A 26315-nucleotide genomic window follows, 5' to 3' on the forward strand; every position below is an offset into this window, starting at 1 on the left:
GCGACAATGGCGTCATGCCCCGCATCGATGCACCGACCGTCGTCGAGCACCACGCGATGCGCCGCGACGCGATCGTGTCGGCAGCACGGGAGACGCTCGTCGCCGCAGGTGCGTCCGCCGTCACCCCGGCCGCCGTCGCCGCTCAGGCGGGGCTCGCGCGAACGAGCGTGTACCAGTACTACCCGTCGACGGGCGCGTTGGTCGCGGCGGCGGTCGAGGCGATGTTCGCCGAGGCGAACGCCGCGCTGGGTGAGGTCGTCGCACGCGGGGACGACCCGCGCGAGCGGATCCACGGGTACGTGACGGCCGCCCTCCAGCTCGCCGCGCGGAGCCATGGCCCGTTCCACTCCGTGAGCATCGTCGACCTGCCCCCGATGTGCCGTGCCCGGGTGCGCGAGCTCCACGAGGAGCTCGTCTCACCGCTGCGCGCAGCCATCGAAGAGCTCGGGGTCGCCGACCCGGAGATCGTCGTCGGTCTCGCCTTCGGGGCCATCTCCGCGGCAGCGCAGCTCGTCGACCACGGCCAGCCCCTCAAGACGGCCGTCGAGAGCACGGTCCGGTTCGTCGACGCCGGTCTCGACTCCGCGCAGCGGGGTGGCGGGCGGGGCCGACTGTCCGTCGTCTGAGGGGCGGCTCAGCGCGACGTTGCGAATGCCCAGGTCAAATACCCATAGGGGTATGCCTCATCGCGTGGTTCCGTGCGCCGATGAGAAGGCCGCAGCGGACGAGTCGCCCGCGCACCCGCCGATCTGGAGCCGCAGATGTCTCGTCGGAAGCACACCGAGGTCCCGACCACCGACGACGCCGGGATGGCGTTCGTCGAACAGGTCTCCGGCACGATCGCGAGCCTCGGCGCGGAGACCAGCGCCATCACCGCGACGTCGAACCGGCTCGAGAACCTGACCCAGACCGGCGACGACCAGGCGCAGACGGTCGCGGCGGCCTCCGAGCAGACCAGCCACGTGATCGACACGGTCGCCAGCGCGGCCCAGGAGATGTCCGCGTCCTTGAGCGAGGTGTCGGAGCGCACGTCACGCACGTCGGCCGCAGCCCAGCAGGCGGTCGCCGACGCCGCTGAGACGATCGCCACGATGGGCGCGTTGGACCAGTCGTGCGCGGCCATCAGCGAGGTCTCCGAGATGATCGCGGGCGTCGCACGCCAGACGAACCTCCTGGCCCTGAACGCGACGATCGAGGCGGCGCGTGCGGGAGACGCCGGCAAGGGGTTCGCCGTCGTCGCGAACGAGGTCAAGGAGCTGTCCCACCAGACCAGTGCCGCCACGGACGAGATCAGCGCACGCATCGCCACGCTGACCGCCGACGTCGACCGGGTCGGCCAGGCGATCAGGGGGATCGCCGACACCGTCGCGCGCATCGGGCAGATGTCCGTCGAGGTCGCGGCGGCGGTCGAGGAGCAGACCGCCGTCACGGCGGAGATCGCCCGGAACGTGACCGAGGCGGCGATGAGCTCGAGCGGTGTCGCGCGCGCCGTCGCCCAGGTGCACGACGCAATGGTGGACATCCACCACGGCGTGACCCGTGTGCGGGGGATGGCCCGTCGACTGTCCGAGGACACCGTCTCGCTCAACTCGTCGATGGAGGCGCACCTGCGCGGTGAGATCCACCGCGCCGAGGTCACGGGCTCGGGGACCGCCGCCAAGCTGAAGGCCGCCGTGTCAGCGCACGGCGCCTGGAAGGCCCGCCTGCTCCAGGCCGCGATCGCCGGCTCCTCCGATCTCGATCCGTCCACGGTCGCCCGGGACGACGCGTGCGGGCTCGGGGCCTGGCTCCACCACGACAGCAGCACGTCGGAACGCCAGTCGCCGTACTTCGCGAGCATCCGGGACAAGCACGCCACGTTCCACCAGCAGGCCGCCGACATCGTGCGCGACGCGACAGGTTCGCGGCGGGCCGAGGCGACAACCGCGCTGGCGTTCGGTGGTCCGTTCGACGTGCTGTCGACCGACCTGATCTCGACGATCAACGCCTGGCGTGAGGAGCTCGACGTCGCCCCTGTCGCCGCGCGGGTGTGACACCCACCGGGTGGCTCAGGGCTGCGGGTCGAGCCGGCGCTTGAAGCCGACGTGCGACGGGACGAACCCGAGGCGCTCGTAGAAGCGGTGCGCCGACGTCCGCGACCGGTCGGACGTGAGCTGGGCAAGGGTCGCGCCACGCCGGACACCCTCGTCGCACGCCCACCGCATCATCGCCTCGCCGATCCGGCGGTCCCGATGGTCGCGTCGCACCCGGACCGCCTCGATCTGCAGGCGGGTCGACCCGGCGCGAGACAACCCGGGGATGAAGGTCAGCTGCATCGTGCCGATGACGGGGGCGCCGGGCGCGTCCGCGACGACGAGGAGCTGGGAGTCGTCGCCGTCGATGCGGTGGAAGGCCCGATCGTATGCCGCGAGGTCATCCGGCCGGGCTGAGTCGCCGCGCGAGGTGGCGAGCTGATCGGCCGCGATCAGGCTGATGATCGCGGGGACGTCGTCCACCGTCGCCCGACGGAGCATGACGGAAGAGTCGCCGATGGTCAGGGTCGCGAGCGTCATGGGGCCAGTGTGCCGCCCGCGAAGCACAGGGTCTCCGACGCCCGCGTCGGACGGCTCGTCAGGTCTCGAGGAGGCGGGCAAGCCGCGCCTTCTTCCGGTTCTCGCGGACGATCCATCGGACGTCCGGATCCGCGGCCTCGTCCAGGGCAGCGAAGGCCGGCAACCCCGCGACCGGGTCTCCCGCCACGGCGACGCTCCAGCAGTAGCCGAGGGCCTGGCGCAGCGTGCGGAGGTCCGGGTCCCGGCGCGCGATCGCCGGCCGGGCGCTGAGCAGACCGGTCGTGACACGACATGCGTCGAGAGCGGCGGCGGCCGTCGCCGGGTCCCGCAGGAGACGTGGCTCGCAGATGCCGGCGACGGCAGCGCGCTGCACCAGGGGGTTGGGGTCGGCCGCCCACGCGGCGACCACGGTCCGGAGCCGAGGGGCATCGGCGTCCCCGAGCCGCTGCAGGCCCATCGCGGCGCCCTCGCGGACGCGCCATCGCGGGTCCGCCGCCTGGGCCTGGAGCAGGGGGAGCAGCGCGTCGTCCTCCGCGTGCTCGGCGACGAGCCTGCCCAGCGCCGCCGCCGCGCACGAGGCGTGGTACTCGTCGTCGGACCCGACGAGGCTCAGGACCAGCCCGTCGGAGGCGACGTCGCCGAACGCGGCGAGGAGCTCGAGGTTGCCGCGTGATCCGGGGAGACCGGAGTGGGCGGTGAGGAACGCCGGGACGTCCGAGGGGTCGAGGGCGCGAAGGGCGTCACGATGATCGCTGCGGGCCGACACGTCCTCGATGCTGCCACTGTGCGGCCAGCGGTGTCGGGGTTTGCGTCCCGATGGTGAGGCGGTTGATGCGTCAGCCCTGTTCGGGTCGGGTCAGGCCTGGTCGGGTCAGTGCGGTCAGTCCTGTGCCGGGGTCGACCCGGACCGTGCACGCTCCGCATCGCGGGCCTTGAGACGGCGCTCCTCGCGTCGCACCTCGGCGAGGATCGCCCGCTCCTTGAAGAGCCACTCCGGCGGGTTGTCGAGCATCTCGGCGATCTGCGCGGTCGTCAGCGGCTCGGTGACCCCGCCGCGGGCGAGACCGGCGATCGACACGCTGAGCCGGGCGGCGACCTCCGGGCGGGGGTGCGGGCCGTTACGCCGCAGGTCGACCAGCCACTGCGGCGGGTTCGCCTGCAGGGCGTCGAGCTCGTCCCGGGACACGACGCCCTGCTGGAACTCGGCCGGGGTCGCCGGGAGGTACACGCCCAGCTTCTTGGCCGCAGTGGCGGGCTTCATGGTCTGCGGGGTCCGGGGGTCATCCTGCAAGGGTATCGACCCGGACGGCTGCCTTCGACCGTGGTGCGAACGGGCCGTGCGCCGCGTTGCCGGCGTGATCGTGCGGCCGTGGGCCGGTACCCTGACGCGACCTGAGGAGAGTGACGCATGGACCGCACGGAGAGTGGGACGCCCACGTTCCGCCTCGCGTACGCCCCGGGGGTCACCCCGTCGAAGTGGGCGCGCACGTGGGCGCAGCGGCTGCCCGACGTCGCCCTCGAGCTCGTCCTGGTTCCCGGTGCCGAGGCCGATCGCCTGCTCCGCGACGGGACGGTCGACGCTGCGTTCCTCCGGCTGCCGGTCGACGCCGAGGTCCTCAGCGCGATCCCGCTCTACGCCGAGACCTCCGTGGTGGTCGTCCCCGTCGAGCACCCGATCGCGGCGTTCGCGTCGGTGACGGTCGCGGACCTGGCGGACGAGGTGGTCCTGCACCCGCTCGACGACGTCCTCGACTGGTCCGCCCGACCGGGGGAGGCGGCCGTGCTGCCGGGGGAGCGGAGCGCGCTCGACCGTCCGGCGACCGTCGCGGACGCGGTCGCCCTCGTCGCGTCCGAGGTCGGGCTGGTCGTCGTCCCGCAGTCGCTCGCGCGTCTCCACCACCGCAAGGACCTCACCTACCGGCCCGTCGACGACGCCCCGCAGTCCCGGGTGGCCCTGTGCTGGCTCGCCGACCGTACGACGGACGAGGTCGAGGAGCTGATCGGGATCGTCCGCGGCCGCACCGTCAACAGCTCGCGCGGGCGCGCGGCGAGCACGCACGAGCCCGCGGAGGCACCGGCGCCCGTCCGCAGCACGACGACCGGCGCGGCCTCGTCACGGGAGCGCGACGAGACCGCCGACCGGCGCGCGGCGCAGCAGCGCAAGGCGCGCGCGACGGCGCAGGGCCGTGCGCAGGGGCACACGCGAGGTCAGTCCCGCGGGCAGGCCCAGGCGAAGGGGCGCGGGCGCCGAGCGCGCTGACCGTCGACCGCACTGACTGTCCAGCGGGCCGACGGTCGAGCGCAGGCTCAGGCCGGGACGGGGCAGGCGACGCCCGTCGAGTGCACCGGGCAGTAGCCGTTCGGGACCTTGTGCAGATACTGCTGGTGGTAGTCCTCGGCGTAGTAGAACGGGCCGGCGTCCGCCGCGCTGCGGAGCTCGGTGGTGATCTCACCGAAGCCGTTGGCGGCGAGCTGCGGGGCGTAGGCGTCACGGGTGGCGAGGACGGCTGCTTCCTGCTCGGGGGTCGTCCAGTACACCGCGGACCGGTACTGGCTCCCGCGGTCGTTGCCCTGCCGGAACCCTTGCGTCGGGTCGTGCAGCGTCCAGAAGGTCCGCAGCAGCTCGACGTGCGGCAGGACCGTCGGGTCGTAGGCGACGAGCACGGTCTCGGTGTGGCCCGTCAGGCTCGTGCACGTCTCCTCGTAGGTCGGGTACGGGGTGTACCCGCCCTGGTAGCCGGCCGCCGTCGTCACGACGCCGGGCAGGTTCCACAGCGCCTTCTCCGCGCCCCAGAAGCAGCCGAGGGCGAGCGAGATGACGGCGGTGCCCTCCGGCCACGGGCCGCGCAGCGGCGTCCCGAGCACCGCATGGGTCGCCGGCACCGGGTACGCGTAGTCGTCGCGACCGGGCAGGGCGCGGTCGGGGGTGACCATCGTCGAGCTCGCCGCAGATCCGAACAGCCATCCAGCCATGTGTGCCGCTCCTTCGTCCCGAGGTCGGTCCCCACGGGTCGGTGCGTACAACACCGCCCGGACCGCGACCTGTTCCCCGGTCGTGTCGTGCACCCGGTCGGCGTCGCGGTCGGGGAGAACCGCCTAGCCTGGGGCCTGTGAACGCGCACCCCACCGGACGCCGGTCCGGGCACGACCGGTCCGCCGACGACCTGCTGACCGGCCACCGGGAGGCGCTCGCATGACCGGCGAGCAGCGGTCGCCGTCGGACGTCGTGCCCTGGGCGGTGCGGGTCTCCGCGGCGTGGGCGTGGCGGTTCCTGCTCGTGGTCGCGTCACTCGCGGTCGGGCTCTACCTCATCACGATCCTCAAGGTGATCGTCGTCCCGGTCGCCGTCGCACTGCTGCTGACGGTGCTGCTGCTGCCGCTGGTCCGGTGGCTGCAGCGTCGTGCACGGTTCCCGCGCGCGGCGGCGTCGGGGACCGCGGTCGTGGGGCTGCTGGTCGTCGTCATCGGCCTGCTGACGGTGGCCGGGCGATCGATCGCCAAGGGGATCTCCGACCTGCAGACCCAGGCGGTCGCCGGGGTGCAGGAGCTCACCGAGTGGCTGTCCTCGAGCCCGCTGAACCTCACGGTCGCCGACATCACGGGGTACATCGCGAAGGCGCAGGCGTCGATCACCCAGAACAGCGGCGGGCTGGTCTCGAGCGCGCTGTCCGTGACGACGACCGTCGGTCACGTGGTCGCCGGCGCGCTCATCGCGATGTTCTGCACGTTCTTCTTCCTGCTCGACGGCCGCGCGATCTGGACGTGGCTCGTCGGGCTGCTCCCGTTCGAGGCGCGCGAGCGCACCCACCAGGCCGCTCGGCGCGGTTTCGTCACGCTCGGTGCGTACACGCGCACGCAGATCCTCGTCGCGCTCGTGGACGCCGTCGGGATCGGCATCGGGGCGGCCGTCCTGCGGGTGCCGCTCGCGCTGCCGCTCGCGATCCTGGTGTTCCTGGGATCCTTCATCCCGATCGTGGGTGCCGTGCTGACCGGCATCGTGGCCGTCCTCGTGGCGCTCGTGTCGCACGGACCGGTGGTGGCGGTGATCATGCTCGCCGTCGTGCTCCTCGTGCAGCAGATCGAGGGTCACGTGCTCCAGCCGTTCCTCATGGGGCATGCGGTCTCGCTCCACCCGGTCGCGGTGCTGCTGTCCGTCGCGGCCGGCTCCCTGGTCGCCGGGATCACCGGGGCACTGTTCGCGGTGCCGATCGCGGCGGTGGTCAACACCGTCGTGCTGTACCTGCACGGCCACGACAAGTTCCCGGAGCTCGGTACCGACGACCACGTCGCGCTGCGTCCACCACGCGCGGCGGTCGCCGGGACCGGCGCGGAGACGTCGGCCGAGCCGCCCACCGAGGGGTCCGACGGCCCCGCGGAACCCGCAACCGTAGGAGAGACCTCATGACCGCGCCGTTGACGCTCGCGGACTTCCGCGCCGCCGCCGAGCTGCTCACCGGGATCGCGGACCGGACCCCCGTGGAACGCAGCCGCGCCCTCGGCCAGCTGACCGGTGGCGACGTCTGGCTCAAGTGCGAGAACCTGCAGCGCACCGGCTCGTTCAAGATCCGCGGCGCGTACGTCCGGATGTCGCGGCTCTCTCCCGAGGAGAAGGCGCGCGGGGTCGTCGCCGCGAGCGCCGGCAACCATGCGCAGGGCGTCGCTCTCGCCGCACGTGAGCTCGGGATCTCGGCCGTCGTCTACATGCCGGCCGACGCCGCGCTGCCCAAGGTCGCTGCGACCCGGGGCTACGGCGCCGAGGTGCGCCTGGTCGGGGCGAGCCTCGACGAGGCGCTGCTCGCGGCGCGTGCCGAGTGCACCCGGACCGGCGCCGTCCTCATCCACCCGTTCGACCACCGTGACATCGTGATCGGTCAGGGGACCCTGGGGCTCGAGCTCGCGGAGCAGGTCCCGGACATGGCAACCGTGCTCGTGCCGCTCGGCGGCGGCGGGTTCGCCGCGGGGATCGCGTCGGCGCTTCACGAGCTCCGGCCGGACGTCCGCGTCGTCGGTGTGCAGGCCGCATCCGCGGCGGCCTACCCGGCGTCGCTCGCGGCCGGTCACCCGGTCGCGGCCGCGTCGATGCACACGATGGCGGACGGCATCGCGGTGGGGACACCCGGCGACGTGCCGTTCGAGATCCTCGGACGTCTCGACATCGAGGTGCGTACCGTCACCGAGGAGGACCTCTCGCGTGCCCTGCTGTTCGTGGCGGAACGCGCCAAGCTGCTCGTCGAGCCGTCGGGGGTGGCCGGCGTCGCGGCACTGATGGCTGATCCGGAGGCGTTCCCCGGGACGGTCGTGCCGGTCCTGTCCGGCGGCAACATCGACCCGATCCTGCTGCTCCGCGTCGTCCGCCACGGTCTCACGTCGGCCGGCCGGTACCTCCAGCTGCGGGTGCTGATCGAGGACCGGCCGGGTGCCCTCGCCGCGCTGCTCGCGCACCTGGCGTCGAGCGGCGGGAACGTCATGCACGTGGGGCACGTGCGGACGGCGGTCGACCTCGGGATCGGCGACGTCGAGATCGCGGTCCAGCTCGAGACGAAGGGGCCCGAGCACTGCGAGCAGGTCGTCGCCGATCTCCGCACCGCCGGGTACCGGGTCACCCTCAACTGACCCCGGACGTCAGGTGGGGCCGGGTGATCCCACCCGGCCCCACCTGACGGCGCGTCCCCGCGCGGCTTCTCGCGGTCAGCCCTCGAAGGGCTTGGCCGCGGTGATCGTCACCGTGATCGCGTTGCCGTTCGGTGCCGCGTACGTGACCGTGTCGCCCACGCTCTGCCCGTTGATCGCCGCACCCAGGGGCGACTTCTCGGAGTACACGTCGATGTCGGTCCCGCCGGCGACCTCGCGGGATCCCAGCAGGAACACCATCTCGTCGCCTGCGACGACCGCCGTGACGACCATGCCGGGCTCGACGACGCCATCGTCCTTGGCCTGGCCGATCACGGCGTTCTCGAGCTTGGCCTTGAGCTCGCGGATGCGCGCCTCGTTCTTGGCCTGCTCCTCGCGCGCCGCGTGGTACCCGCCGTTCTCCTTGAGGTCGCCCTCGTCGCGAGCGGTGGCGATCTTCTGCGAGATGTCGAGGCGTCCTGCCCCCGAGAGGTGCTCGTACTCGGCCTTCAGGCGGTCGTAGGCCTCCTGGGTGAGCCAGGTCGCGTGTGTGGTCTCAGCCACGTCGTCTCCTCTCCTGTCCGATGTCGTCCTTGCACACGACTGCGCCCGTGCCCTGCCGTCAGGGACGGGCGCCGCGTGCGTCCCGGTCGCGTCGACCCGAGGTCGCGCCGGTCCGGTGCCGTGCATGAATCCGTCAGGGTACCAATCCCTCGCCGACGAGAGAAAGCGACGGTGACGGTGTCCGGCCCGTGGGCCCCGGTCGGCCGGTCTCGGCCCGTCGACCCTGGTCGGTCAGCTCCCGGAGCTGACGACCTCGCAGGTGCTGACCTGGCCGGTCACCGCGAGCTCCTGCGTCGCGAGCGACACCGTGTAGCGCTGCGAGCGCTGCGCTGCGGGCCCGATCGTCACGGTCTTCACGCCCACCTCGGCGAAGCCGGAGCTCAGGGCGACGACGGTGCACCGGACGGTGCTTCCCGGCGCCTTGGTGACGTCGAACGTCACGTCGGTGCGGTCGGGGCCCTTCACGTCGTACCCGACCGGCGACCACTGCACCGGGTCACGGAGCACCCCCGAGCCGACCCAGGCGATCACCGCGACCGCAGCGACGATGAGCCCGATCAGCGCGAGCTGCGCGCGCCGTCGGCGTGCGGGTGTCGGCGGGCGCCCGTAGCGTCCTTCCGGGACCGTCGCGACGTCGTCCACGGGTCGTCCTCCTGTCGGGTGCGTCACTCGCGGCTCGACGACGGTCGTCGCCGGACCGCGGGTGCGGGATCATGGTGCAGGATCATTGTCTCTTGACGGCGACGCGGTCGGTACGCCCGGCCTCACGTCGTCGCGTAGCTGGAGAGGACCTCGTGAACGGAGAACCCTTGCGTCTGATGGCGGTTCACGCACATCCGGACGACGAGTCGAGCAAGGGCGCGGCGTCTGCCGCCCGCTACGCGGCCGAGGGGGTCGAGGTCCTCGTCGTCACGTGCACCGGTGGCGAGCGCGGTGACGTCCTCAACCCGTCCTTCGGCGAGTTCACGGGCACGATCGAGGACATGCGCGAGCTGCGCGCCCAGGAGATGGCGACCGCCGCCGCGGCCCTCGGGGTCCGGCAGACCTGGTTGGGGTTCGTCGACTCCGGTCTGCCCGAGGGCGACCCGCTGCCGCCGCTCCCGGAGGGCTGCTTCGCGCTCGTGCCGCTCGAGGAGGCCTCGGCGCCGCTCGTGCAGCTCATCCGCGAGTTCCGACCGCACGTGCTGACCACCTACGACCCGAGCGGCGGCTACCCGCACCCGGACCACATCATGTGCCATCGGGTCTCGATGGAGGCGTTCGAGGCTGCGGCGGACGCCGACCGGTACCCGGACCTCGGCGACCCGTGGCAGGTCGCCAAGCTCTACTACAACCACGGCTTCTCGATGGCACGGATCCGGTCCGCGCACGAGGCGATGACGGCAGCCGGGCTCGAGTCGCCGTTCGGTGAGTGGGTGGAGTCGCGGCGCGCGCGTGAGATCCCCGAGCGCGAGGTCACGACCCGCGTCGAGTGCGCGGACTTCTTCGACGCGCGTGACGCCGCGCTGCGCGCGCACGCGACCCAGGTCGACCCGGAGGGGTTCTTCTTCGCGATCCCGCGCGATCTCGAGCGGGCCACCTGGCCCTTCGAGGAGTTCGAGCTGGTGATCTCGCAGGTGCCGTCGGAGCTGCCGGAGACGGACCTGTTCGCCGGCCTGCGGACCGAGGTGGCGTGATGATCTCGACGCTGATCGTCGGTCTCCTCGGGGCCGCGACGCCGAGCCCGGAACCCGCGACCATCCCGCCCGCGGACATCACGAGCCCCGGGATCGTCGGCTTCATCTTCACGTTCGGGCTCGCGCTGGTGTGCGTCCTGCTGTTCCTCTCGCTCACGAAGCACCTGCGCAAGGTGAACCGCCGGGCCGCGCAGCTCGCGCAGGACGAAGCCGACGAGGATGCGCGGGGTGCCGGCGACGGTCCGGAGGCGTCCCGCTGATGTCGGACGGGCCGGGTCGCGCCACGGTGCGGGTGGCCGTCGCCCAGCTCGTGGTCCCGTCGGACCACGAGGCGGCACGCGAGGCGGCGCGCGGCGCGATCGTCGCAGCGGCGGACGACGGTGCGGACCTCGTCGTCCTGCCCGAGTACGCGTCGGGCTTCGACCCGCGAGGGGTCGGCCCGGAGCACGCCGAGCCGCTGGACGGTGCGTTCGTCTCGCTCGTCCGTGCGACCGCCGCAGCAGCCGAGATCGCGGTGATCGCGGGAACGACGGCGCCGGGCACGGTCGACGGGCGGGCGAGCAACGTCGTCGTCGCGGTCGGACCCGACGGCACCCTCCAGGGCACCTACCGCAAGGTGCATCTGTACGACGCGTTCGGCCAGCGCGAGTCGGACCGCCTCGAGGCGGGACCGGCCGACGCCGCTCCGCTCGTCCTCGACGTCGCAGGCGTCCGCTTCGGTGTCATGACGTGCTACGACCTGAGGTTCCCGGAGATCGCCCGGCGGGTCGTCGACGCCGGCGCCGAGGTGCTCGTCGTCCCGGCTGCCTGGGCCGCCGGACCGGACAAGGCTGCGCACTGGCGTGCCCTGACCGTCGCCCGGGCCATCGAGAACACGAGCGTGGTGGTCGCCGTGGGGCAGGCGGGCCGCGGGGTGACCGGCCGGTCGATCGTCGTCGGGGCCGACGGTGCGGTGCTCCTGGAGCTGTCCGACGCGCCGGCGCTCGCGGCCGTCGACCTCGACCGGGCGCACGTCGGCGAGGTCCGCCGCCGCAACCCGTCGCTCGTGAACCGCCGGTACACGGTGGTGTCGATCTAGATGGCGACGACGAGGAACAGGGTCCGCGACCGGGTCGTGCTGCCCGACGTGCGTCCCGACGTCCGTGTCAGCTTCCTCGGCGACTCGTACGTGGCCGGCTTCGGCGACGCCGAGCATCGTGGCTGGGTCGGTCGGATCGCCGGCTGGGCTCACGTGATCGGCTTCCCGATCACCGTCTACAACCTCGGCGTCCGGCGTGACACGTCCGCTGACGTGCGCAGTCGGTGGCAGGACGAGCTCCGGGTGCGGAGCGGGGACGCGGGCGAGTCGCGCCTGGTGCTCTCCTTCGGGGTGAACGACACGAGCCCGCGTGGCGGCAGCGGGCGACGGCCGACCCGGGTCGACGCCGACCGCTCGGTGGGGAACCTCGTCGCGATCCTCGAGGGCGCTGCGGCCGCCGGGATCCCGACGTTCGTGGTCGGACCACCGGCGGTGGCCGATCCCGCGCACAACGAGCGCATCGCCGCGATCGACGAGCGGTTCGCGACGGCGTGCGCGGTGCGCGGTGTCCCCTACGTCGCGGTGTTCGACCGTCTGCACGCCGACTCGATCTGGTGCACCGACATCACCTCGGGCGACGGCGTCCACCCGACCGCGACGGGGTACGAGAGGCTCGCGCGCCTGGTCGTGGGACCGTGGTGCGAGTGGCTGGCCGGCGGCCCCGGCAGCGCGGGTCGCGCGGCGGCACCCGACGGGTCCGCACGCCTGACAGACGTGCGGGGGTCAGGCCGACCCGTAGGCGGCCAGGCTCACCGCGATGTAGTGGCACGTGAACCCGACGACCGTGAACGAGTGGAACACCTCGTGGAACCCGAACCAGCGCGGGCTGGGGTTCGGCCACTTGGTCGCGTACACGACGGCGCCGAGGATGTAGGCGACCCCACCGCCGGCGACGAGCCAGACGATCGCCGGGCCGTTCGGGGCCTTGGCGAACGTCCCGAGGTACCCCATCGCGGCGGATCCGAGAGCGACGTAGATGGGTGTGTAGAGCCACCGGGGGGCGTCGAGCCAGAACACCCGCCCGAGCAGGCCGAGGAGCGCACCGGACCAGATGACCCAGAGCAGCACGGTCGCCGTCGAGGACGGGAGCAGCAGGACCGTCAGGGGCGTGTAGGTCCCGGCGATGATGGCGAAGATGTTCGAGTGGTCCAGACGGCGCAGGACACCGGTGACCTTCGGGCTCCAGCTTCCCCGGTGGTACACCGCGCTGATGGTGAACAGCAGGACCGAGGAGGCGGCGAAGATCCCCGTCGTCCACTTGGCCGTCGTCGTCGGGGAGAGCGTGACCAGGACGATCCCGGCCGCGAGCGCGAGCGGTGACATCCCGGCATGGAGCCAGCCGCGGAGCTTCGGCTTGACCGCGGCGACGACCTGCGTGGCCGCGTCACGGCCCTGACTGACGAGGTCGTGGCTCTGCTGCGGTGTGGGCTCGTGTGGCACGGGCGTCCCTCCGGGGGTGCGGGTTGCTCGACGGCCGAGAACCTACGAGATCGTAGGTTACCGCCGCGTAGGTTGGTGGTTCTCGGGATCTGATCCTGTCATCACACAACCTCTCCACGACGCGCGCCATCAGACCGCTCCGGTGGCCTCGGCGGCGTCCCCTCGGCGAGTAGCGTGTGAGCCAGATCCGATCCCGGTACGAAGGACCTCCGCGTGCGTCTGCCCCATCCGCTCTACGGCCTCTACGAGCGTCGGCTCGCTTCGTCGTTGAGTCCCGACCAGGTCCCGCGTCACGTGGGGGTCATCCTCGACGGGAATCGACGGTGGGCGAAGTCGTACGGCGAGTCCGCGGCGACCGGGCACCGACGCGGAGCAGGCAAGATCCTCGAGCTGCTGACCTGGTCCGAGGAGGTCGGTGTCGAGGTCGTCACGCTGTGGATGCTGTCCACCGACAACCTCTCGCGCTCGGAGGACGAGCTCCGGGAGCTGTTGAGCATCATCGAGGACGCCGTCGTCGATCTCGCCGCGAGCGGGCGGTGGCACCTGCAGGTGATGGGCTCCCTCGAGCTCCTCCCGGAGCCGTTCGTCGCGCGCCTCGACGAGGCCGTCGCACGGACCAGTGCGGTCAAGGGGCTGCACGTGAACATCGCGGTCGGGTACGGCGGCCGCCACGAGATCGCCGACGCCGTCCGCTCGCTCCTGCGGGAGCAGGCGGAGGCCGGGAGCTCGCTCGAGGAGCTCGCCGGGGTGTTCGACGTCGAGCACATCGCCGACCACCTCTACACGAAGGGCCAGCCCGACCCGGAGCTGGTCATCCGCACCTCGGGCGAGCAGCGGCTGTCCGGCTTCCTGCTGTGGCAGAGCGCGCACAGCGAGTTCTACTTCTGCGAGGCGTACTGGCCGGACTTCCGGCGGGTCGACTACCTGCGCGCGCTGCGCGCGTACGCCGCGCGCGAGCGACGCCTCGGCCGCTGACCGGGGATGACGCTCGCCCGGGGTGCGCTGACGTGGGGCCGGGTGGCCGGGCGGGGTCCGACGGCCCGCGCAGGGTCCGCTCCGGTGATCGTGTGACATCTGGGTGAACACCGCCGACGCGCCCGCGTGTCTCGCTGGACGTGTCACAGCCGGCGCGTAGCGTCCAGACGTGACGGACGGTATCCACCGTCCATCGGGAGGTCAGCCCATGGAGCATCTGCTCCGGGAGGAGGGCCGGACCCGGCCCCCCGTGGCCGACCGCCCCTCGTCCGGACAGCCGAGCGTCGGAGGCCCGCGGGCACCTGCGTGAGGCGGATCGCACGGCGCACCGCGCGCCGGAGGGAGCCTGCCATGGTCAGCACGGCACAGAAGGTGACAGACACGGACGCCTCGGCGTCGGGCGGTGGGGAAGCCGCCCCGGCGCGTCGGACGTACGTGCTGGACACCTCGGTCCTCTTGTCGGACCCCGCGGCGATCCGCCGCTTCGCCGAGCACGACGTCGTCCTGCCGATCGTCGTGATCACCGAGCTCGAGGCCAAGCGCCACCACGCCGAGCTCGGCTACTTCGCCCGCTCGGCCCTGCGGATGCTCGACGACCTGCGCATCGAGCACGGAACCCTCGATGCCCCGCTCCCGATCGGCGACGAGGGCGGGACGGTGCGTGTCGAGCTGAACCACATCGACCCGACCGTGCTGCCCTCCGGGTTCCGGCTCGGTGACAACGACAGCCGCATCCTGGCCGTCGCGGCAAACCTGGCCGCCGAGGGCTGCGACGTGACCGTCGTGTCGAAGGACCTGCCGATGCGCGTCAAGGCCTCGGCTGTCGGGCTGCACGCCGCCGAGTACCGCGCCGAGCTCGCGGTCGACTCGGGCTGGACCGGGATGGACGAGCTCTCGGTCGACGAGCAGCAGATGGCCGACCTGTGGGAGCACGAGTCCCTCGACCTCACCGAGGTGCAGGGGCTCGCGGCCAAGGCGCTGCCGTGCCACACCGGTGTCGTGCTGCACTCCACGCGCGGATCGGCTCTGGGACGGGTCACTCCGGACAAGCACATCCAACTCGTGCGCGGCGACCGTGACGTGTTCGGGGTGCACGGGCGCAGCGCGGAGCAGCGGATCGCGATCGACCTGCTCCTGGACCCGGAGGTCGGCATCGTGTCCCTCGGCGGCCGAGCGGGCACCGGGAAATCCGCGCTCGCGCTCTGCGCCGGGCTCGAGGCCGTGCTCGAGCGCCGTCAGCACCGCAAGGTGATGGTGTTCCGGCCGCTGTACGCGGTCGGCGGCCAGGACCTCGGGTACCTCCCCGGGGCCGAGGCGGAGAAGATGAACCCGTGGGCCCAGGCGGTCTTCGACACGCTCGGGTCGGTGGTCTCACGCGAGGTCGTCGAGGAGGTCATGGCGCGTGACCTGCTGGAGGTCCTCCCGCTGACCCACATCCGCGGACGCTCGCTGCACGACGCCTACGTGATCGTCGACGAGGCCCAGTCGCTCGAACGGAACGTCCTGCTGACGGTGCTCTCGCGGATCGGTCAGAACTCCCGGGTGGTGCTCACGCACGACGTCGCCCAGCGTGACAACCTGCGGGTGGGGCGGCACGACGGGGTCGCCGCCGTGATCGAGGCGCTCAAGGGGCACCCGCTCTTCGCCCACGTGACGCTCACGCGCTCCGAGCGGTCGCCCGTCGCGGCCCTGGTCACGGAGCTGTTCGAGGGGATCGAGGCCTGACGGCCGACGGCCTCGGGAGCACCGCGCAGGTCCGCGCGGGCTCCCGAGGCCGTCGTGGTCGGTTCGACCCGGTGGTGATCCGGCTCAGGCCTGGGGCGGGCGGGTCATCGACAGGACGTCGAGGGCCGCGTCGAGCTGGGTCTCGGTGACCTCCCCGCGCTCCACGAACCCGAGGGCGATCACGGACTCGCGCACCGTGAGCCCGTGGGCCACGGCGTGCTTGGCGACCTTCGCGGCCGCCTCGTAGCCGATCGCCCGGTTCAGGGGCGTGACGATCGCCGGCGACGACTCCGCGTAGGCGCGATCCCGGTCGACGTTCGCGGTGATGCCGCGCACGGTCTTGTCCGCGAGGGCGGTGGCGGCGTTCGCGAGCAGCCGGATCGACTCGAGGACCCCGAGCGCGATCACCGGGATCTGCACGTTGAGCTCGAACGCCCCGCTGGCCCCCGCCCACGCGACCGTCGCATCGTTGCCGATCACCCGAGCCGCGACCATCAGGACGGCCTCGGGGATGACGGGGTTGACCTTCCCGGGCATGATCGACGACCCCGGCTGCAGGTCGGGGATCGCGATCTCGCCGAGGCCGGTGTTCGGTCCGGACCCCATCCAGCGCAGGTCGTTGCAGACCTTCGTCAGGCTCACGGCGATCGTCCGGAGCGCACCGGAGAGCTCGACCAGACCGTCGCGACCGCTCTGCGCCTCGAAGTGGTTCCGGGCCTCCGTCAACGGCAGGCCGGTGTCCTCGACGAGCAGCGCGATGACCCGCTGCGGGAATCCGGCCGGTGTGTTGATCCCGGTCCCGACGGCCGTGCCGCCGAGCGGGACCTCGGCGGCGCGGGGGAGTGCCGCCTCGACCCGCTCGATCCCGTACCGGACCGCGGCGGCGTACCCGCCGAACTCCTGACCCAGGGTCACCGGGGTGGCGTCCATGAGGTGGGTGCGGCCGGACTTCACCACGGTCGCGAACTCGTCGGCCTTGGCCTCGAGGGCCTCCGCGAGGTGCGTGAGAGCCGGCACGAGCACGTGGACGACGCCCGACGTGGCCGCGACGTGCGCGGACGTGGGGAACACGTCGTTGGACGACTGCGACGCGTTGACGTGGTCGTTCGGGTGCACGTCCCGCCCGAGACGGCGTGAGGCCAGCGTCGCGATGACCTCGTTCGTGTTCATGTTCGACGAGGTCCCGGAACCCGTCTGGTAGACGTCCACGGGGAAGTGCGCGTCATGGGTGCCCGCGGCGACCTCGTCGGCAGCGGAGACGATCGCCGCGGCGATCTCGGCGTCGAGAACCCCCAGCTCGGCGTTGGCCTGGGCCGCGGCCTTCTTGATCCGGGCGAGCGCCTCGATGTGTCCCCGTTCGAGGCGGGTGCCCGAGAGGGGGAAGTTCTCGACGGCGCGTTGCGTCTGTGCGCGGTAGAGAGCATCCGCGGGAACGCGGACCTCTCCCATGGTGTCGTGCTCGATCCGGTAGCCGGTCCCGTCCTGTGCGTCATCGCTCATGGGCACATCATGGCAAAGGCCGCTGGGTGTCGACGCACTCCGCCCGCGGGTCAGCTCCCCCTGCGGCCCGAGGTCGCCGATGAGCTCGGTCAGGCGGGCCTCTCCCTCGGCGAGGTCGTACTCGAGCCCCACGATCGCGCACCGACCGGCGTCGACCGCCTCGGCGAGGAGAGCGGAGTAGCTCTGCAGCATCTCGACGGTGTGGCGCACGTGGTCGTGCCCCAGCGTCACCGCGTCGAAGTCCGCGGTCCCGGTGCCGCCGGGGTTGACGATGCTCGGGATCACCCGGTCGACGATCGCCCGGACGAAGCCGCGCGGGAGCTGCCCCGTCGTCAGCGCCTCGGCAGCCGCGGCGACAGCGCCGCAGTTGTCGTGACCGAGCACGACCACCAGCGACGCACCGAGGATGTCCACGCCGTACTCGATCGAGCCGATCACCGTCGTGTCGAGGACGTGCCCGGCGGTGCGGACGACGAACACGTCGCCGAGCCCCTGGTCGAAGATGATCTCGGCCGCGACCCGGGAGTCCGAGCAGCCGAAGATCACGGCGAAGGGCTGCTGCTCGGCACTGAGCTCGGCGCGGCGATCGACGCTCTGGGACGGGTGGTCCATGGTGCCGGCGACGAAGCGCGCGTTCCCGGCACGGAGGACCGCCCATGCCTCGGCCGGAGTGGAGGGTCGCTGCATGGGCCCATCGTGTCAGGTCCGCGCAGGGACGAGCGCGCGCCGACCATGACGCGGACACCGTCCGCGTCGGTGCCGGTGTTCTTGGCTCCGGCGCGGCGCGTGCTCGTGCCGGCACGAGGTCGTCAACCCCGGCGCGTGGTCCTCAGGGCCGGCGCGTGGTTCCGCGAGGCTCTCAGTGCTGGCGCGTGGAGGATTCGGCGGTGCGCGAGCGGGTGCTGAGCTTGAACGGCAGGTACAGCGGGCAGAAGCCGACGCCGCCGGTGCCGAGCATGACGGCTCCGAGCACGTAGAAGACCCACGAGATCGGCGCGGCGGGGCCGGTGACGACGCCGAGGACGACGAAGGCGGGAGCGGCGACGATGCTCCGCAGGATCCGGTCCGTGGTGCCCATGTTCTGCTTCATGGCGATTCCTCTCGTGCGGGACGGGTCCGACGGTGCCGGGCCGCGCTCTCCCTCGCTCCGATGATACCCTGGGGGGTATGCAGACACGCTCCCGAATCGCCTCGGTCGTCCTCGCAGCTGTCCTCGCCGTCGGGGGTCTCGCCGCGTGCTCAAGCGGATCGAGCGCCGTCACCGAGGTGACGACGTCGACGGCCTCCGAGGTGCTCGCCAAGCCGGGCATGTCCGTGATCGACGTCCGGACGCCCGCCGAGTTCGCGCAAGGACACATCCAGGGCGCCGTGAACATCGACGTCGAGGACCCGGCCTTCGCCACGAACATCGGCAAGCTGCCCAAGGACAAGCCGTACTTCGTGTACTGCCGCACCGGGAACCGTTCCGGCGTGGCCACCGCGAAGATGGCGGACCTCGGCTTCACCCAGATCTACGACCTCCAAGGCGGCATCACCGAGTGGCAGAACGCCGGCGGTGCGGTCGTCTTCAACTGAACTGGTCGCCCGCGGTCGTCGTGAGCTGAGCGATCGTCTTCGGCTGAGCAGTCGCTCGGCGGCGTGCCCGCCCGGTGGCTGACCTGGCCGAACCGGCCGACCGTGTTCTCAGGCGGGTTCTCAGGCGACGGTGAGCTCGGCCGCCCAGGGCGGGTTGGCGCCCGCGCGGGAGACCGTGATGCCGGCGATCTCGGCGCAGCGCTCCAGGATCCCGACGAGGGTCGCCTCGTCGATCCGGCCGACGGCGTCGCGATGGTCCGCACCGAGCAGGCCCGCGGTCCACAGCCCGTCGATCAGGCCGGACATGAACGAGTCACCGGCGCCGACGGTGTCCGCGACGACCACGCGACGTGACGGCACCTCGACCACGAGGCCGGCCGAGGTCACGGCGAGCACGCCCTCGGACCCGCGGGTCACCACCACCAGGCCCGGGCCGCGTGAGGCCCAGTCGGTGGCGATCGCGCCAGAGGCGATGCCGGGTTCGTACCACGCGAGGTCCTCGTCGCTGACCTTGACGACGTCGGCGAGGGTGACGAGGCGCTCGATGAGCTCATGGGCGCCGTCGCCGAGCAGTGCGGGCCGCACGTTCGGGTCGTAGGTGACGGTCGCCGAGACGCGTGCGCGCGAGAGCAGGTCGAGGACGGCCTTGCCGCCGGGAGCGAGGGCGGCGCCGATGGTGCTGCTGTGCACGACGACGACGTCGTCGAGCAGCCCGTCCGTCGCGGGCACCTGCCAGTCCAGGTCGAACGTGTACGTCGCTGCGCCGGTCTCGTCGAGGGTCGCGATGGCGACCGAGGTCGCCGCGGCACCGTCCGAGCCGTCGACCACGTGAACGGCGGACTCGGCGATGTGGTCGCGCAGCGCGGTCCCGCGGGCGTCCGGGCCGAACCAGGTGAGCAGGTCGACCGGTCGCCCGAGGCGCCCGAGGCCGATCGCGACGTTCATCGGGCTCCCGCCCGGGTGCTCGTCGACCGTGCCGTCGAGGCGGCGGACCACGTCGATCAGCGACTCCCCGACGACGAGGGCGCGCGGCGCGGCGGGCGGGGATGCAGGGATGTTCGGGGATGCCGGGGTGGTGGTCACGCGTCGGCCCTCCCGTCCGTCGTCCCGTCCGGGATCGTGCCGTCGTCGTCCTTCGCGCGGGCCGCGGCGAGCCGGTCGCGCGCGCCGTCGAGCCACTCCTGGCAGCGTGCGGCCAGAGCCTCACCGCGTTCCCAGAGCCCGAGGGACTCCTCGAGGGTCGTGCCACCTGCTTCGAGCGTGGTGACGACCGTCACCAGCTCGTCGCGGGCCTGCTCGTAGCTGAGCGAGGCGACGTCGGGCCGGGTGTCCTTCTGGCGTGGGGGTGTGGTCACGGAGCCATCTAACCAATCCTCGTCACCGTGGCGTGGGACCGACCGTCGCGGCGAGCTCTCCGCGGGCGACGCGGATCCGTAGCACCTCGCCCGCGCGTGTGTCGTCGGGGCTGCGGACCACCGTGCCGTCGGGCGTCTGGACGACGGCGTACCCGCGGTCCAGGGTCGCGGCAGGAGAGAGGGACCGCAGCTGCGCGGCCAAGCCGGCCACCCGGGTGCTCTCGTGGGTGACCACCTGGTCGACGGCGCGGCGCATGGCGTCGCGCCGGGCGCCGACGTCCTGCGCGCGGGCGACCAGGGCGTCCTCCGGCCGGGCGAGCACGGGTCGGGACCGGATCGAGTCGAGGCGGTCCTGCTCGCGGGCCAGCGTCTGAGAGATCGCCCGCCGGATGCGTGTCCTGAGCTGGACGGCGCGCGCACGTTCCTCGACGACGTCCGGGACGACGCGCTTGGCGGCGTCGGTCGGGGTCGATGCGCGGTAGTCGGCGACGAGGTCGAGCAACGGCGTGTCCAGGTGGTGCCCGATCGCGCTGACCAGGGGTGTGCGGCACGCCGCAGCTGCGCGCACCAGGGACTCGTTGCTGAACGGCAGGAGGTCCTCGAACGAGCCGCCGCCGCGTGCGACGACGATCACCTCGACACGCGGGTCGGCGTCGAGCTCGGCGATCGCGCGGGACACCTCAGGTACCGCGGACGGCCCTTGCACCGTCACGCGACGGATCTCGAACGCCACCTGCGGCCACCGGGCGCGGGCGTTGGAGACCACGTCGTGCTCGGCGTCGCCCTGCTGTGCGCACACGAGGCCGATGGTGCCGGGCAGGAACGGGAGGGGGACCTTGCGGTCGAGGTCGAAGAGCCCCTCGGCGGCGAGCACGGACTTCAGGTGCTCGATGCGGGCGAGCAGCTCACCCACCCCGAGCAGCCTGACCTCGTCGGCGGCGAGACCGAGCGAACCCTTCTTCGTGTGGAACGTGGGCCGCGCGTGCACCACGAGGTGCGAGCCGTCGCGCACCGACTCGGCGACCGGGCCGAGCGCCGCCGCCGGAACCGTCACGTTGAGGGACATGTCGAGGTCGGTGTCCCGCAGGGTCAGGAAGTAGAGCTGGTTCCACCGCTTGAGGTTGAGCACCTGCCCCTCGACCCAGACCGGAGGCATCCGCGCGACGTAGTCCGCGATCTTCGGCGCGAGGTGCCGCACCGGCCACGGGTGCTCCGCGGTCGTGTCGAGCGCCTTGAGCGGCAGCGCACGGGCTGTGTTCGCGGGGTCGTCACTCATCCCCCACAGCCTGCCCTATCCCCGTTGACTAGACTGACGCGGTGACCGACCCTGCAGGCTCGACAGCCACCTCGGCGACTCCGACCGACTCGGCGACGGCGCGATCCGCGGATCGCAAGCGGGTCCTCCTGGCTGCGCCCCGTGGGTACTGCGCCGGCGTGGACCGCGCGGTGATCGCCGTCGAGAAGGCACTGGAGCACTACGGCGCACCGGTGTACGTGCGCAAGGAGATCGTCCACAACAAGTTCGTGGTCGAGACCCTCGCGGCGCGTGGTGCCGTGTTCGTCAGCGACACCGACGAGGTGCCCGAGGGCGCGAGGGTCGTCTTCTCCGCGCACGGCGTCTCCCCGGCGGTGCACGCAGCGGCCGCGGCGCGCGGGCTGCGGACCATCGACGCGACCTGCCCGCTGGTGACCAAGGTCCACAAGGAGGCGGTGCGCTTCGCGTCCGACGACTACGACATCCTGCTGATCGGCCACAGCGGTCACGAGGAGGTCGAGGGGACGGCGGGTGAGGCCCCGGAGCACATCCAGGTCGTCAACTCTCCGGCGGAGGTCGACGGGGTGACCGTGCGCGACCCGGACAAGGTCGTGTGGATCTCGCAGACGACGCTGTCGGTCGACGAGACGATGGAGACGGTCAGACGGCTCCGCGAGCGGTTTCCGACGTTGCAGGACCCGCCGAGCGACGACATCTGCTATGCCACCCAGAACCGCCAGGTCGCGGTGAAGCAGCTCGCGGCCCGGTGCGACGTGGTCATCACCGTCGGCTCGGCGAACTCGTCCAACTCGGTGCGGCTCGTCGAGGTCGCACTCGAGGCCGGTGCGGGGGCGTCGTACCGGGTGGACCGCGCGAGCGAGATCGACGCGGCATGGCTCGTCGACGCGCGAACGGTCGGGGTCACGTCGGGTGCGTCCGTGCCGGAGATCCTCGTCCGGGACGTTCTCGACCTGCTCGCGTCGCAGGGGTTCGACGACGTCGAGGAGGTGCGCACGGCGACCGAGGACCTGATGTTCTCGTTGCCCCAGGAGCTCCGCTCCGACCTCAAGAAGACCGGGAGCGACATCGTGCGCCCGCGCCGCGAGCACCGTCGACAGCTCGACGTCACGGCGGGCTGAGCCGGTCGCCTCGCCCTCACCCATCAGGTGCCTGTCGTGGCCCGCTGACCGGGCGGTACGTCGAGGGCCACCATCTGCTCGGTGATCGACGCGACGAACTCCGGCGCCCGGACTGCGGAGAGCTGCGGGTCCGAGGTCGGCGGCGACGGCAGGTCGCCGTCGACGACGTGGAGATCGGCGAACCGCCGGGCGCTGACCAGCACCCTGGTCTCGAGCGACGAGACCGTCTGGTTGTACGCACCGGCCGCAGCGTCGAGCGCGCGTCCGAGCCGGGACACGTGCAGCCCGAGCGTGGCGAGCCTGCCGTGCAGCTCCTTGCCGAGGTCGAGCACCTGCTGGGCGTTCGAGGCCAGGGCGTCCTGGCGCCAGGCGTAGGCCACGGTCCTCAGCAGCGCGAGGAGCGTCATCGGGGTCGCGATGATGACGTTGCGCTCGAACGCGTACTCCACGATCGTCGCGTCCTGCTCGATCGCGGCGTGGAAGAAGGCCTCGGCGGGGATGAACATCACGACGAACTCCGGGGCCGGAGTGAACTGCTCCCAGTACCGCTTCGCCGCGAGGTCGTCGATGTGCTTGCGGACGTGGCGCGCGTGGGCGGCGAGGCGGTCGGCGCGCACGGCCTCGTCGGTGGTCTGCGCTGCGTCGAGGTACCCGAGGAAGGCGACCTTCGCGTCGACGACGACGTTCTTGCCGCCGGACAGCCGCACCACCATGTCCGGTCGCAGCAGGCCGTCGTCGGTGCGTGTCGACGCCTGCTCGACGAAGTCCACGTGCGCGAGCATCCCGGCCGACTCCACGACCCTGCGGAGCTGGAGCTCGCCCCAGCGACCGCGCACCTGCGACGACCGCAGCGCGGTGACCAGCTGTGCGGTCTCGCTGCGGAGCAGCTCCGAGGACTCGCGCATCGCACGAACCTGCTCCCCGAGAGCCGCCTGACCCGTCAGGCGTGCCGCCTGCGCCGACGTGAGCTCGGCCTTGACCTGGTCGAGCGTGCGGGCCAGCGGCTCGACGAGCTGGCGGACCGCGTCCTCGCTCCGCCCGAGCTCGGTCACCTGGGACTGCTGGCTCGCCGCCAGGCGCTGGTGCGCGAGCGCGAGGAACTGCTCGTTGTTGCTCGCGAGAGCGTCCGCGGCGAGCGCCCGGAACTGGTCGGAGAGCCGGTCCTGGTCGGAGCGGAGCGCGCCCAGGCGCTCGGCTGCGGTGGCACGCTCGGCCTCGAGCCGGGCCTCGGCCTGCGCGGCGCGGACCTGTGCGGCTCGAAGGCCCGTACCCGTGCGCGCCACGGCGAGCGACCAGCCGACGAGTGCGCCGGAGAGCACGGCGACGGTGACGACGAGGACGACGGTCGAGGTGGACATGGCACCACCGTGCCAGGGGGGTCCGACACCTGCGCCCGTGCGGCTCCGTGCCGGCTCCGCTCGGCGCCCGGACGGATCGCCCGACGGGACCGCGGCTGCGGCCGCCGCCGATCGACATCTCGTTCGGGCCTGATCCGCGGTGAACCGGCGTTAGCCTGCCCGCATGGCTTCCGATCCCTCGACGCCCGTCACTCCCGTCCCGCCGGCCCTCGCCCTCCGCGGGCTCTGGAAGCGGTTCGGCGAGAAGATCGCGGTCGGCGGGATCGATCTCGATGTCCCCGTCGGCTCGTTCTTCGGTCTCGTCGGCCCGAACGGCGCAGGCAAGACGACGACGCTCTCGATGTCGACCGGGCTCCTGCGGCCCGACTATGGGCAGGTCTGGGTGCACGGTCACGACCTGTGGGCCGATCCGCGCCGCGTCAAGGCGGTGCTCGGGGTCCTCCCGGACGGGGTCCGGCTCTTCGACCGTCTGACCGGTCTCCAGCTCATCACGTACTCCGGCCTGCTGCGTGGCATGGACCGCGAGGTCGTCGCCGAGCGAGCCACCGACCTGCTCGACGCCTTCGATCTGACCGCCGACGCGAGCACCCTGGTCATCGACTACTCGGCCGGGATGACAAAGAAGGTCGCCCTCGCCTGCGCCCTCGTCCACGCGCCCCGGCTGCTGGTGCTCGACGAGCCCTTCGAGGCGGTGGACCCGGTGTCCGCCGCGAACATCCGCGAGATCCTGGTGCGCTATGTGACGACCGGTGGGGGCACCGTGATCGTGTCCTCGCACGTCATGGACCTCGTGCAGCGCATGTGCGACCACGTGGCGGTGATCGCCGCAGGGCATGTCCTCGCCGCCGGCACCGTCGACCAGGTGCGCGGCGACGCGAGCCTCGAGGACCGCTTCGTCGAGCTCGTCGGCGGTCGCGCCTCGGGGGAGGGGCTCACGTGGTTGCACACCTCCTGAGACTCAAGCTCACGCTGCTCCGCAACGGCCTCAGACGGAGCGTCTGGCAGGTCGTCGGGCTCGTGATCCTCAGCCTCTACGTCCTGGGCGCCCTCGCCGCGGCGGCGGCCGGCCTCGTGGCGCTGAGCCTCGCCGGACCTGACCTCGTCCGGACCGTGCTCGTCCTGGCCGGGAGCCTGCTCGTCCTCGGCTGGTGGTTCGTCCCGCTCGTCGCCTTCGGTGTCGACTCGACCCTCGACCCGTCACGGTTCGCGACCTTCGCGATCCCGCGACGCCCCCTCCTGACCGGTCTTGCGGTGTCGGGACTCGTCGGGATCCCCGGTGCGGCCACGACTCTCCTGGTCCTCGGGGCCGCGCTGACGTGGTGGCGCAGCCCGGTCGCCCTCCTCGTGTCGGTGCCGCTCGTGCCGGTCGCGCTGGCGACGTGCGTCGTCGGGTCCCGCGCGGGCACCACGCTCCTCGCCCCGCTCATGGGGCGACGCCGTTACCGGGAGCTCGCCGCCGGGCTCATGATCCTGCCGTTCATGCTTCTCGGCCCGATCCTCAACGCGGTCACGACCGGGATCGCCGCGGGGAGGGACCTGCTCCCCGGGCTGGCCTCGACCGCGGGGTGGACACCGCTGGGGGCCGTGTGGGCGGCCCCGGCGGATGCCGTCGCCGGCCGGTGGGGGATGCTCGCGCTTCGCGTCGTCGTCGCGGTGGCGACACTCGCCGTGCTGGTCGCGGTCTGGGACAACGCTCTCGGACGTGCGCTCGTCACGCCCGCCACGACCTCGAGCGGCGGTGGCGGTGCGCGCACCCGGGGTCTGGGGGCCTTCGGCCGGTTCCCTGCGACACCGCTCGGTGCGGTCGCGGCACGATCCCTGACCTACTGGCGGCGCGACCCCCGGTACGCCAAGGCGCTCGTCGTCATCCCCTTGATCCCGCTGGTGATGTTCTTCTCGAGCGGAGGATCGGGTGGCGGGATGCTCCTGGCGGCGGGTCCGCTTGTCGCTCTCGTCCTGGGATGGTCGATCTCCGCGGACGTGGCGTACGACGGCACCGCCTTCTGGACGCATCTGGCGACGCCCCTCGACGGGCGCGCCGACCGCGCCGGACGGGTGATCGCCGCCGCGATCATCGCGGTGCCGACCGTGATCGCGCTCGTCGTGGCGGCGGTCGCGCTCGCAGGACGCTGGGATCTGCTCCCGGCGCTGCTCGGTGCGAGCCTCGGGCTGCTGCTCACCGCGTACGGTGGCGCGAGCGTGATCTCCGCGCGGGTCGTGTACCCGGTCGCCAAGCCTGAGGAGAACCCGTTCACGGCGCAGCAGGGCGGGTCGATGGCAGCGGTCGCGTCGCAGCTTCTCGGCTGGGCCATCGTCCTCGGTCTGAGCCTGCCCGAGCTCGTGCTCGGCGGGGTTGCCGCCGGTATCCACTCGACGCTCCTCGGGGTGGTCACGCTCGTCGTCGGGATCGGGTGGGGGACGGTCGTGGCCGTCCTCGGGATCCGGGTCGGCGGGCGTGCGCTTGACGCGGGCGCCCCGGACCTCCTCGCCCGCATGGTGGCGTTCGGCTGAGC

At 72.3% G+C, this 26315-nt stretch carries 27 protein-coding genes and 2 pseudogenes; 15 read left to right on the forward strand and 14 right to left on the reverse strand.

The window, feature by feature from the left end; genetic code table 11:
- Nucleotides 1-14 precede the first annotated feature (14 nt).
- A complete protein-coding gene (locus LJB74_RS15320) occupies nt 15-626 on the forward strand; it encodes a TetR/AcrR family transcriptional regulator (protein WP_259309355.1) in 612 nt (203 codons plus the stop codon).
- A gap of 135 nt (nt 627-761) precedes the next feature.
- Nucleotides 762-2033, forward strand: coding sequence for a methyl-accepting chemotaxis protein (locus tag LJB74_RS15325; protein ID WP_259309356.1), 1272 nt, complete (start codon nt 762-764; stop codon nt 2031-2033).
- Nucleotides 2034-2048: 15 nt separating this feature from the next.
- Here the strand turns inward: LJB74_RS15325 and LJB74_RS15330 are convergent, their stop codons facing one another.
- From LJB74_RS15330 to LJB74_RS15340, 3 genes are all read right to left on the reverse strand, one after another.
- Nucleotides 2049-2552, reverse strand: coding sequence for a GNAT family N-acetyltransferase (locus tag LJB74_RS15330; protein ID WP_259309357.1), 504 nt, complete (start codon nt 2550-2552; stop codon nt 2049-2051).
- 58 nt (nt 2553-2610) lie between these two features.
- Nucleotides 2611-3318 (reverse strand): HEAT repeat domain-containing protein, encoded by a 708-nt coding sequence (locus LJB74_RS15335; RefSeq protein ID WP_259309358.1) that lies wholly within the window; start codon nt 3316-3318, stop codon nt 2611-2613.
- Nucleotides 3319-3432: 114 nt separating this feature from the next.
- A complete protein-coding gene (locus tag LJB74_RS15340) occupies nt 3433-3813 on the reverse strand; it encodes a DUF5997 family protein (protein ID WP_259309359.1) in 381 nt (126 codons plus the stop codon).
- A 147-nt stretch (nt 3814-3960) separates the two neighbouring features.
- On the opposite strand from LJB74_RS15340, the gene LJB74_RS15345 reads away from it, so the two are divergent.
- A complete protein-coding gene (locus LJB74_RS15345) occupies nt 3961-4812 on the forward strand; it encodes a LysR substrate-binding domain-containing protein (RefSeq protein ID WP_259309360.1) in 852 nt (283 codons plus the stop codon).
- Between the two features lie 47 nt (nt 4813-4859).
- On the opposite strand, the gene msrA is transcribed toward LJB74_RS15345, so the two are convergent.
- Nucleotides 4860-5525: a peptide-methionine (S)-S-oxide reductase MsrA gene (gene msrA, locus LJB74_RS15350; protein WP_259309361.1), complete on the reverse strand. Its 666-nt coding sequence runs from the start codon at nt 5523-5525 to the stop codon at nt 4860-4862.
- A gap of 220 nt (nt 5526-5745) precedes the next feature.
- Between msrA and LJB74_RS15355 the strand changes: the two genes are divergently transcribed.
- Entirely contained in the window at nt 5746-6957 is a 1212-nt protein-coding gene (locus LJB74_RS15355; RefSeq protein ID WP_259309362.1) for an AI-2E family transporter, read from the forward strand.
- Entirely contained in the window at nt 6954-8165 is a 1212-nt protein-coding gene (gene ilvA, locus LJB74_RS15360) for a threonine ammonia-lyase (RefSeq protein ID WP_259309363.1), read from the forward strand. Before LJB74_RS15355 ends, ilvA begins: the two co-directional genes overlap by 4 nt.
- 75 nt (nt 8166-8240) lie before the next feature.
- On the opposite strand, the gene greA is transcribed toward ilvA, so the two are convergent.
- On the reverse strand, nt 8241-8726 hold the full coding sequence (gene greA / locus LJB74_RS15365) for a transcription elongation factor GreA (RefSeq protein WP_259309364.1): 486 nt from the start codon (nt 8724-8726) through the stop codon (nt 8241-8243).
- Nucleotides 8727-8957: 231 nt separating this feature from the next.
- Entirely contained in the window at nt 8958-9368 is a 411-nt protein-coding gene (locus tag LJB74_RS15370) for a DUF4307 domain-containing protein (RefSeq protein ID WP_259309365.1), read from the reverse strand.
- Between the two features lie 176 nt (nt 9369-9544).
- Between LJB74_RS15370 and mca the strand changes: the two genes are divergently transcribed.
- The 4 genes and pseudogenes from mca to LJB74_RS20935 form a co-directional block, all read left to right on the forward strand.
- Nucleotides 9545-10402: a mycothiol conjugate amidase Mca gene (gene mca / locus LJB74_RS15375; protein ID WP_259309366.1), complete on the forward strand. Its 858-nt coding sequence runs from the start codon at nt 9545-9547 to the stop codon at nt 10400-10402.
- Nucleotides 10402-10662, forward strand: coding sequence for a hypothetical protein (locus tag LJB74_RS15380; protein WP_259309367.1), 261 nt, complete (start codon nt 10402-10404; stop codon nt 10660-10662). Before mca ends, LJB74_RS15380 begins: the two co-directional genes overlap by 1 nt.
- Nucleotides 10662-11480, forward strand: a complete 819-nt coding sequence (locus LJB74_RS15385) for a nitrilase-related carbon-nitrogen hydrolase (protein ID WP_259309368.1) — start codon at nt 10662-10664, stop codon at nt 11478-11480. Before LJB74_RS15380 ends, LJB74_RS15385 begins: the two co-directional genes overlap by 1 nt.
- Nucleotides 11481-12092 (forward strand): annotated as a pseudogene (locus LJB74_RS20935) (GDSL-type esterase/lipase family protein); the annotation flags it as partial.
- Nucleotides 12093-12203: 111 nt separating this feature from the next.
- On the opposite strand, the gene LJB74_RS15390 reads toward LJB74_RS20935, so the two are convergent.
- Nucleotides 12204-12920, reverse strand: coding sequence for a hemolysin III family protein (locus LJB74_RS15390; protein ID WP_259309369.1), 717 nt, complete (start codon nt 12918-12920; stop codon nt 12204-12206).
- Nucleotides 12921-13133: 213 nt separating this feature from the next.
- Here LJB74_RS15390 and LJB74_RS15395 point away from each other — a divergent pair, with 213 nt between their 5' ends.
- Nucleotides 13134-13895 carry an isoprenyl transferase gene (locus LJB74_RS15395; protein WP_259309370.1) on the forward strand — a complete coding sequence of 254 codons (762 nt, stop codon included), beginning with the start codon at nt 13134-13136 and terminating at the stop codon, nt 13893-13895.
- Between the two features lie 351 nt (nt 13896-14246).
- A complete protein-coding gene (locus tag LJB74_RS15400) occupies nt 14247-15620 on the forward strand; it encodes a PhoH family protein (protein WP_259309371.1) in 1374 nt (457 codons plus the stop codon).
- Between the two features lie 84 nt (nt 15621-15704).
- Here LJB74_RS15400 and LJB74_RS15405 read toward each other — a convergent pair whose 3' ends face one another.
- The 3 genes and pseudogenes from LJB74_RS15405 to LJB74_RS15415 all read right to left on the reverse strand — a co-directional run bounded on the left by LJB74_RS15405 (nt 15705) and on the right by LJB74_RS15415 (nt 18210).
- Nucleotides 15705-17120, reverse strand: a complete 1416-nt coding sequence (locus tag LJB74_RS15405) for an aspartate ammonia-lyase (RefSeq protein WP_259310377.1) — start codon at nt 17118-17120, stop codon at nt 15705-15707.
- A 111-nt stretch (nt 17121-17231) separates the two neighbouring features.
- Nucleotides 17232-17807: pseudogene (locus LJB74_RS15410) on the reverse strand (carbonic anhydrase); the annotation flags it as partial.
- A gap of 172 nt (nt 17808-17979) precedes the next feature.
- Nucleotides 17980-18210 carry a DUF2892 domain-containing protein gene (locus LJB74_RS15415; RefSeq protein ID WP_259309372.1) on the reverse strand — a complete coding sequence of 77 codons (231 nt, stop codon included), beginning with the start codon at nt 18208-18210 and terminating at the stop codon, nt 17980-17982.
- A 77-nt stretch (nt 18211-18287) separates the two neighbouring features.
- On the opposite strand from LJB74_RS15415, the gene LJB74_RS15420 reads away from it, so the two are divergent.
- Complete coding sequence (locus tag LJB74_RS15420) at nt 18288-18695, forward strand: rhodanese-like domain-containing protein (RefSeq protein WP_259309373.1); 408 nt, start codon at nt 18288-18290, stop codon at nt 18693-18695.
- A gap of 120 nt (nt 18696-18815) precedes the next feature.
- Here the strand turns inward: LJB74_RS15420 and LJB74_RS15425 are convergent, their stop codons facing one another.
- The 3 genes from LJB74_RS15425 to xseA are packed head-to-tail and all read right to left on the reverse strand — an operon-like array spanning nt 18816 to nt 21326.
- Nucleotides 18816-19778: a carbohydrate kinase gene (locus tag LJB74_RS15425; protein ID WP_259309374.1), complete on the reverse strand. Its 963-nt coding sequence runs from the start codon at nt 19776-19778 to the stop codon at nt 18816-18818.
- Nucleotides 19775-20050 carry an exodeoxyribonuclease VII small subunit gene (locus tag LJB74_RS15430; RefSeq protein ID WP_259309375.1) on the reverse strand — a complete coding sequence of 92 codons (276 nt, stop codon included), beginning with the start codon at nt 20048-20050 and terminating at the stop codon, nt 19775-19777. The genes LJB74_RS15425 and LJB74_RS15430 overlap by 4 nt, the downstream gene beginning before the upstream one ends.
- Nucleotides 20051-20072: 22 nt before the next feature.
- On the reverse strand, nt 20073-21326 hold the full coding sequence (gene xseA, locus LJB74_RS15435; RefSeq protein ID WP_259309376.1) for an exodeoxyribonuclease VII large subunit: 1254 nt from the start codon (nt 21324-21326) through the stop codon (nt 20073-20075).
- A gap of 41 nt (nt 21327-21367) precedes the next feature.
- Between xseA and LJB74_RS15440 the strand changes: the two genes are divergently transcribed.
- The gene (locus tag LJB74_RS15440; protein WP_259309377.1) at nt 21368-22444 is read left to right on the forward strand and encodes a 4-hydroxy-3-methylbut-2-enyl diphosphate reductase; all 1077 of its coding nucleotides are present in this window, start codon (nt 21368-21370) and stop codon (nt 22442-22444) included.
- A 23-nt stretch (nt 22445-22467) separates the two neighbouring features.
- Here LJB74_RS15440 and LJB74_RS15445 read toward each other — a convergent pair whose 3' ends face one another.
- Nucleotides 22468-23802, reverse strand: coding sequence for a DNA recombination protein RmuC (locus LJB74_RS15445; RefSeq protein ID WP_259309378.1), 1335 nt, complete (start codon nt 23800-23802; stop codon nt 22468-22470).
- Nucleotides 23803-23965: 163 nt separating this feature from the next.
- On the opposite strand from LJB74_RS15445, the gene LJB74_RS15450 reads away from it, so the two are divergent.
- Nucleotides 23966-24757, forward strand: a complete 792-nt coding sequence (locus LJB74_RS15450) for an ABC transporter ATP-binding protein (protein ID WP_259309379.1) — start codon at nt 23966-23968, stop codon at nt 24755-24757.
- A complete protein-coding gene (locus LJB74_RS15455; protein WP_259309380.1) occupies nt 24739-26313 on the forward strand; it encodes a hypothetical protein in 1575 nt (524 codons plus the stop codon). Before LJB74_RS15450 ends, LJB74_RS15455 begins: the two co-directional genes overlap by 19 nt.
- Nucleotides 26314-26315 lie beyond the last annotated feature (2 nt).

The organism is Cellulomonas sp. P24 (assembly GCF_024704385.1).
Classification (GTDB): domain Bacteria; phylum Actinomycetota; class Actinomycetes; order Actinomycetales; family Cellulomonadaceae; genus JAJDFX01.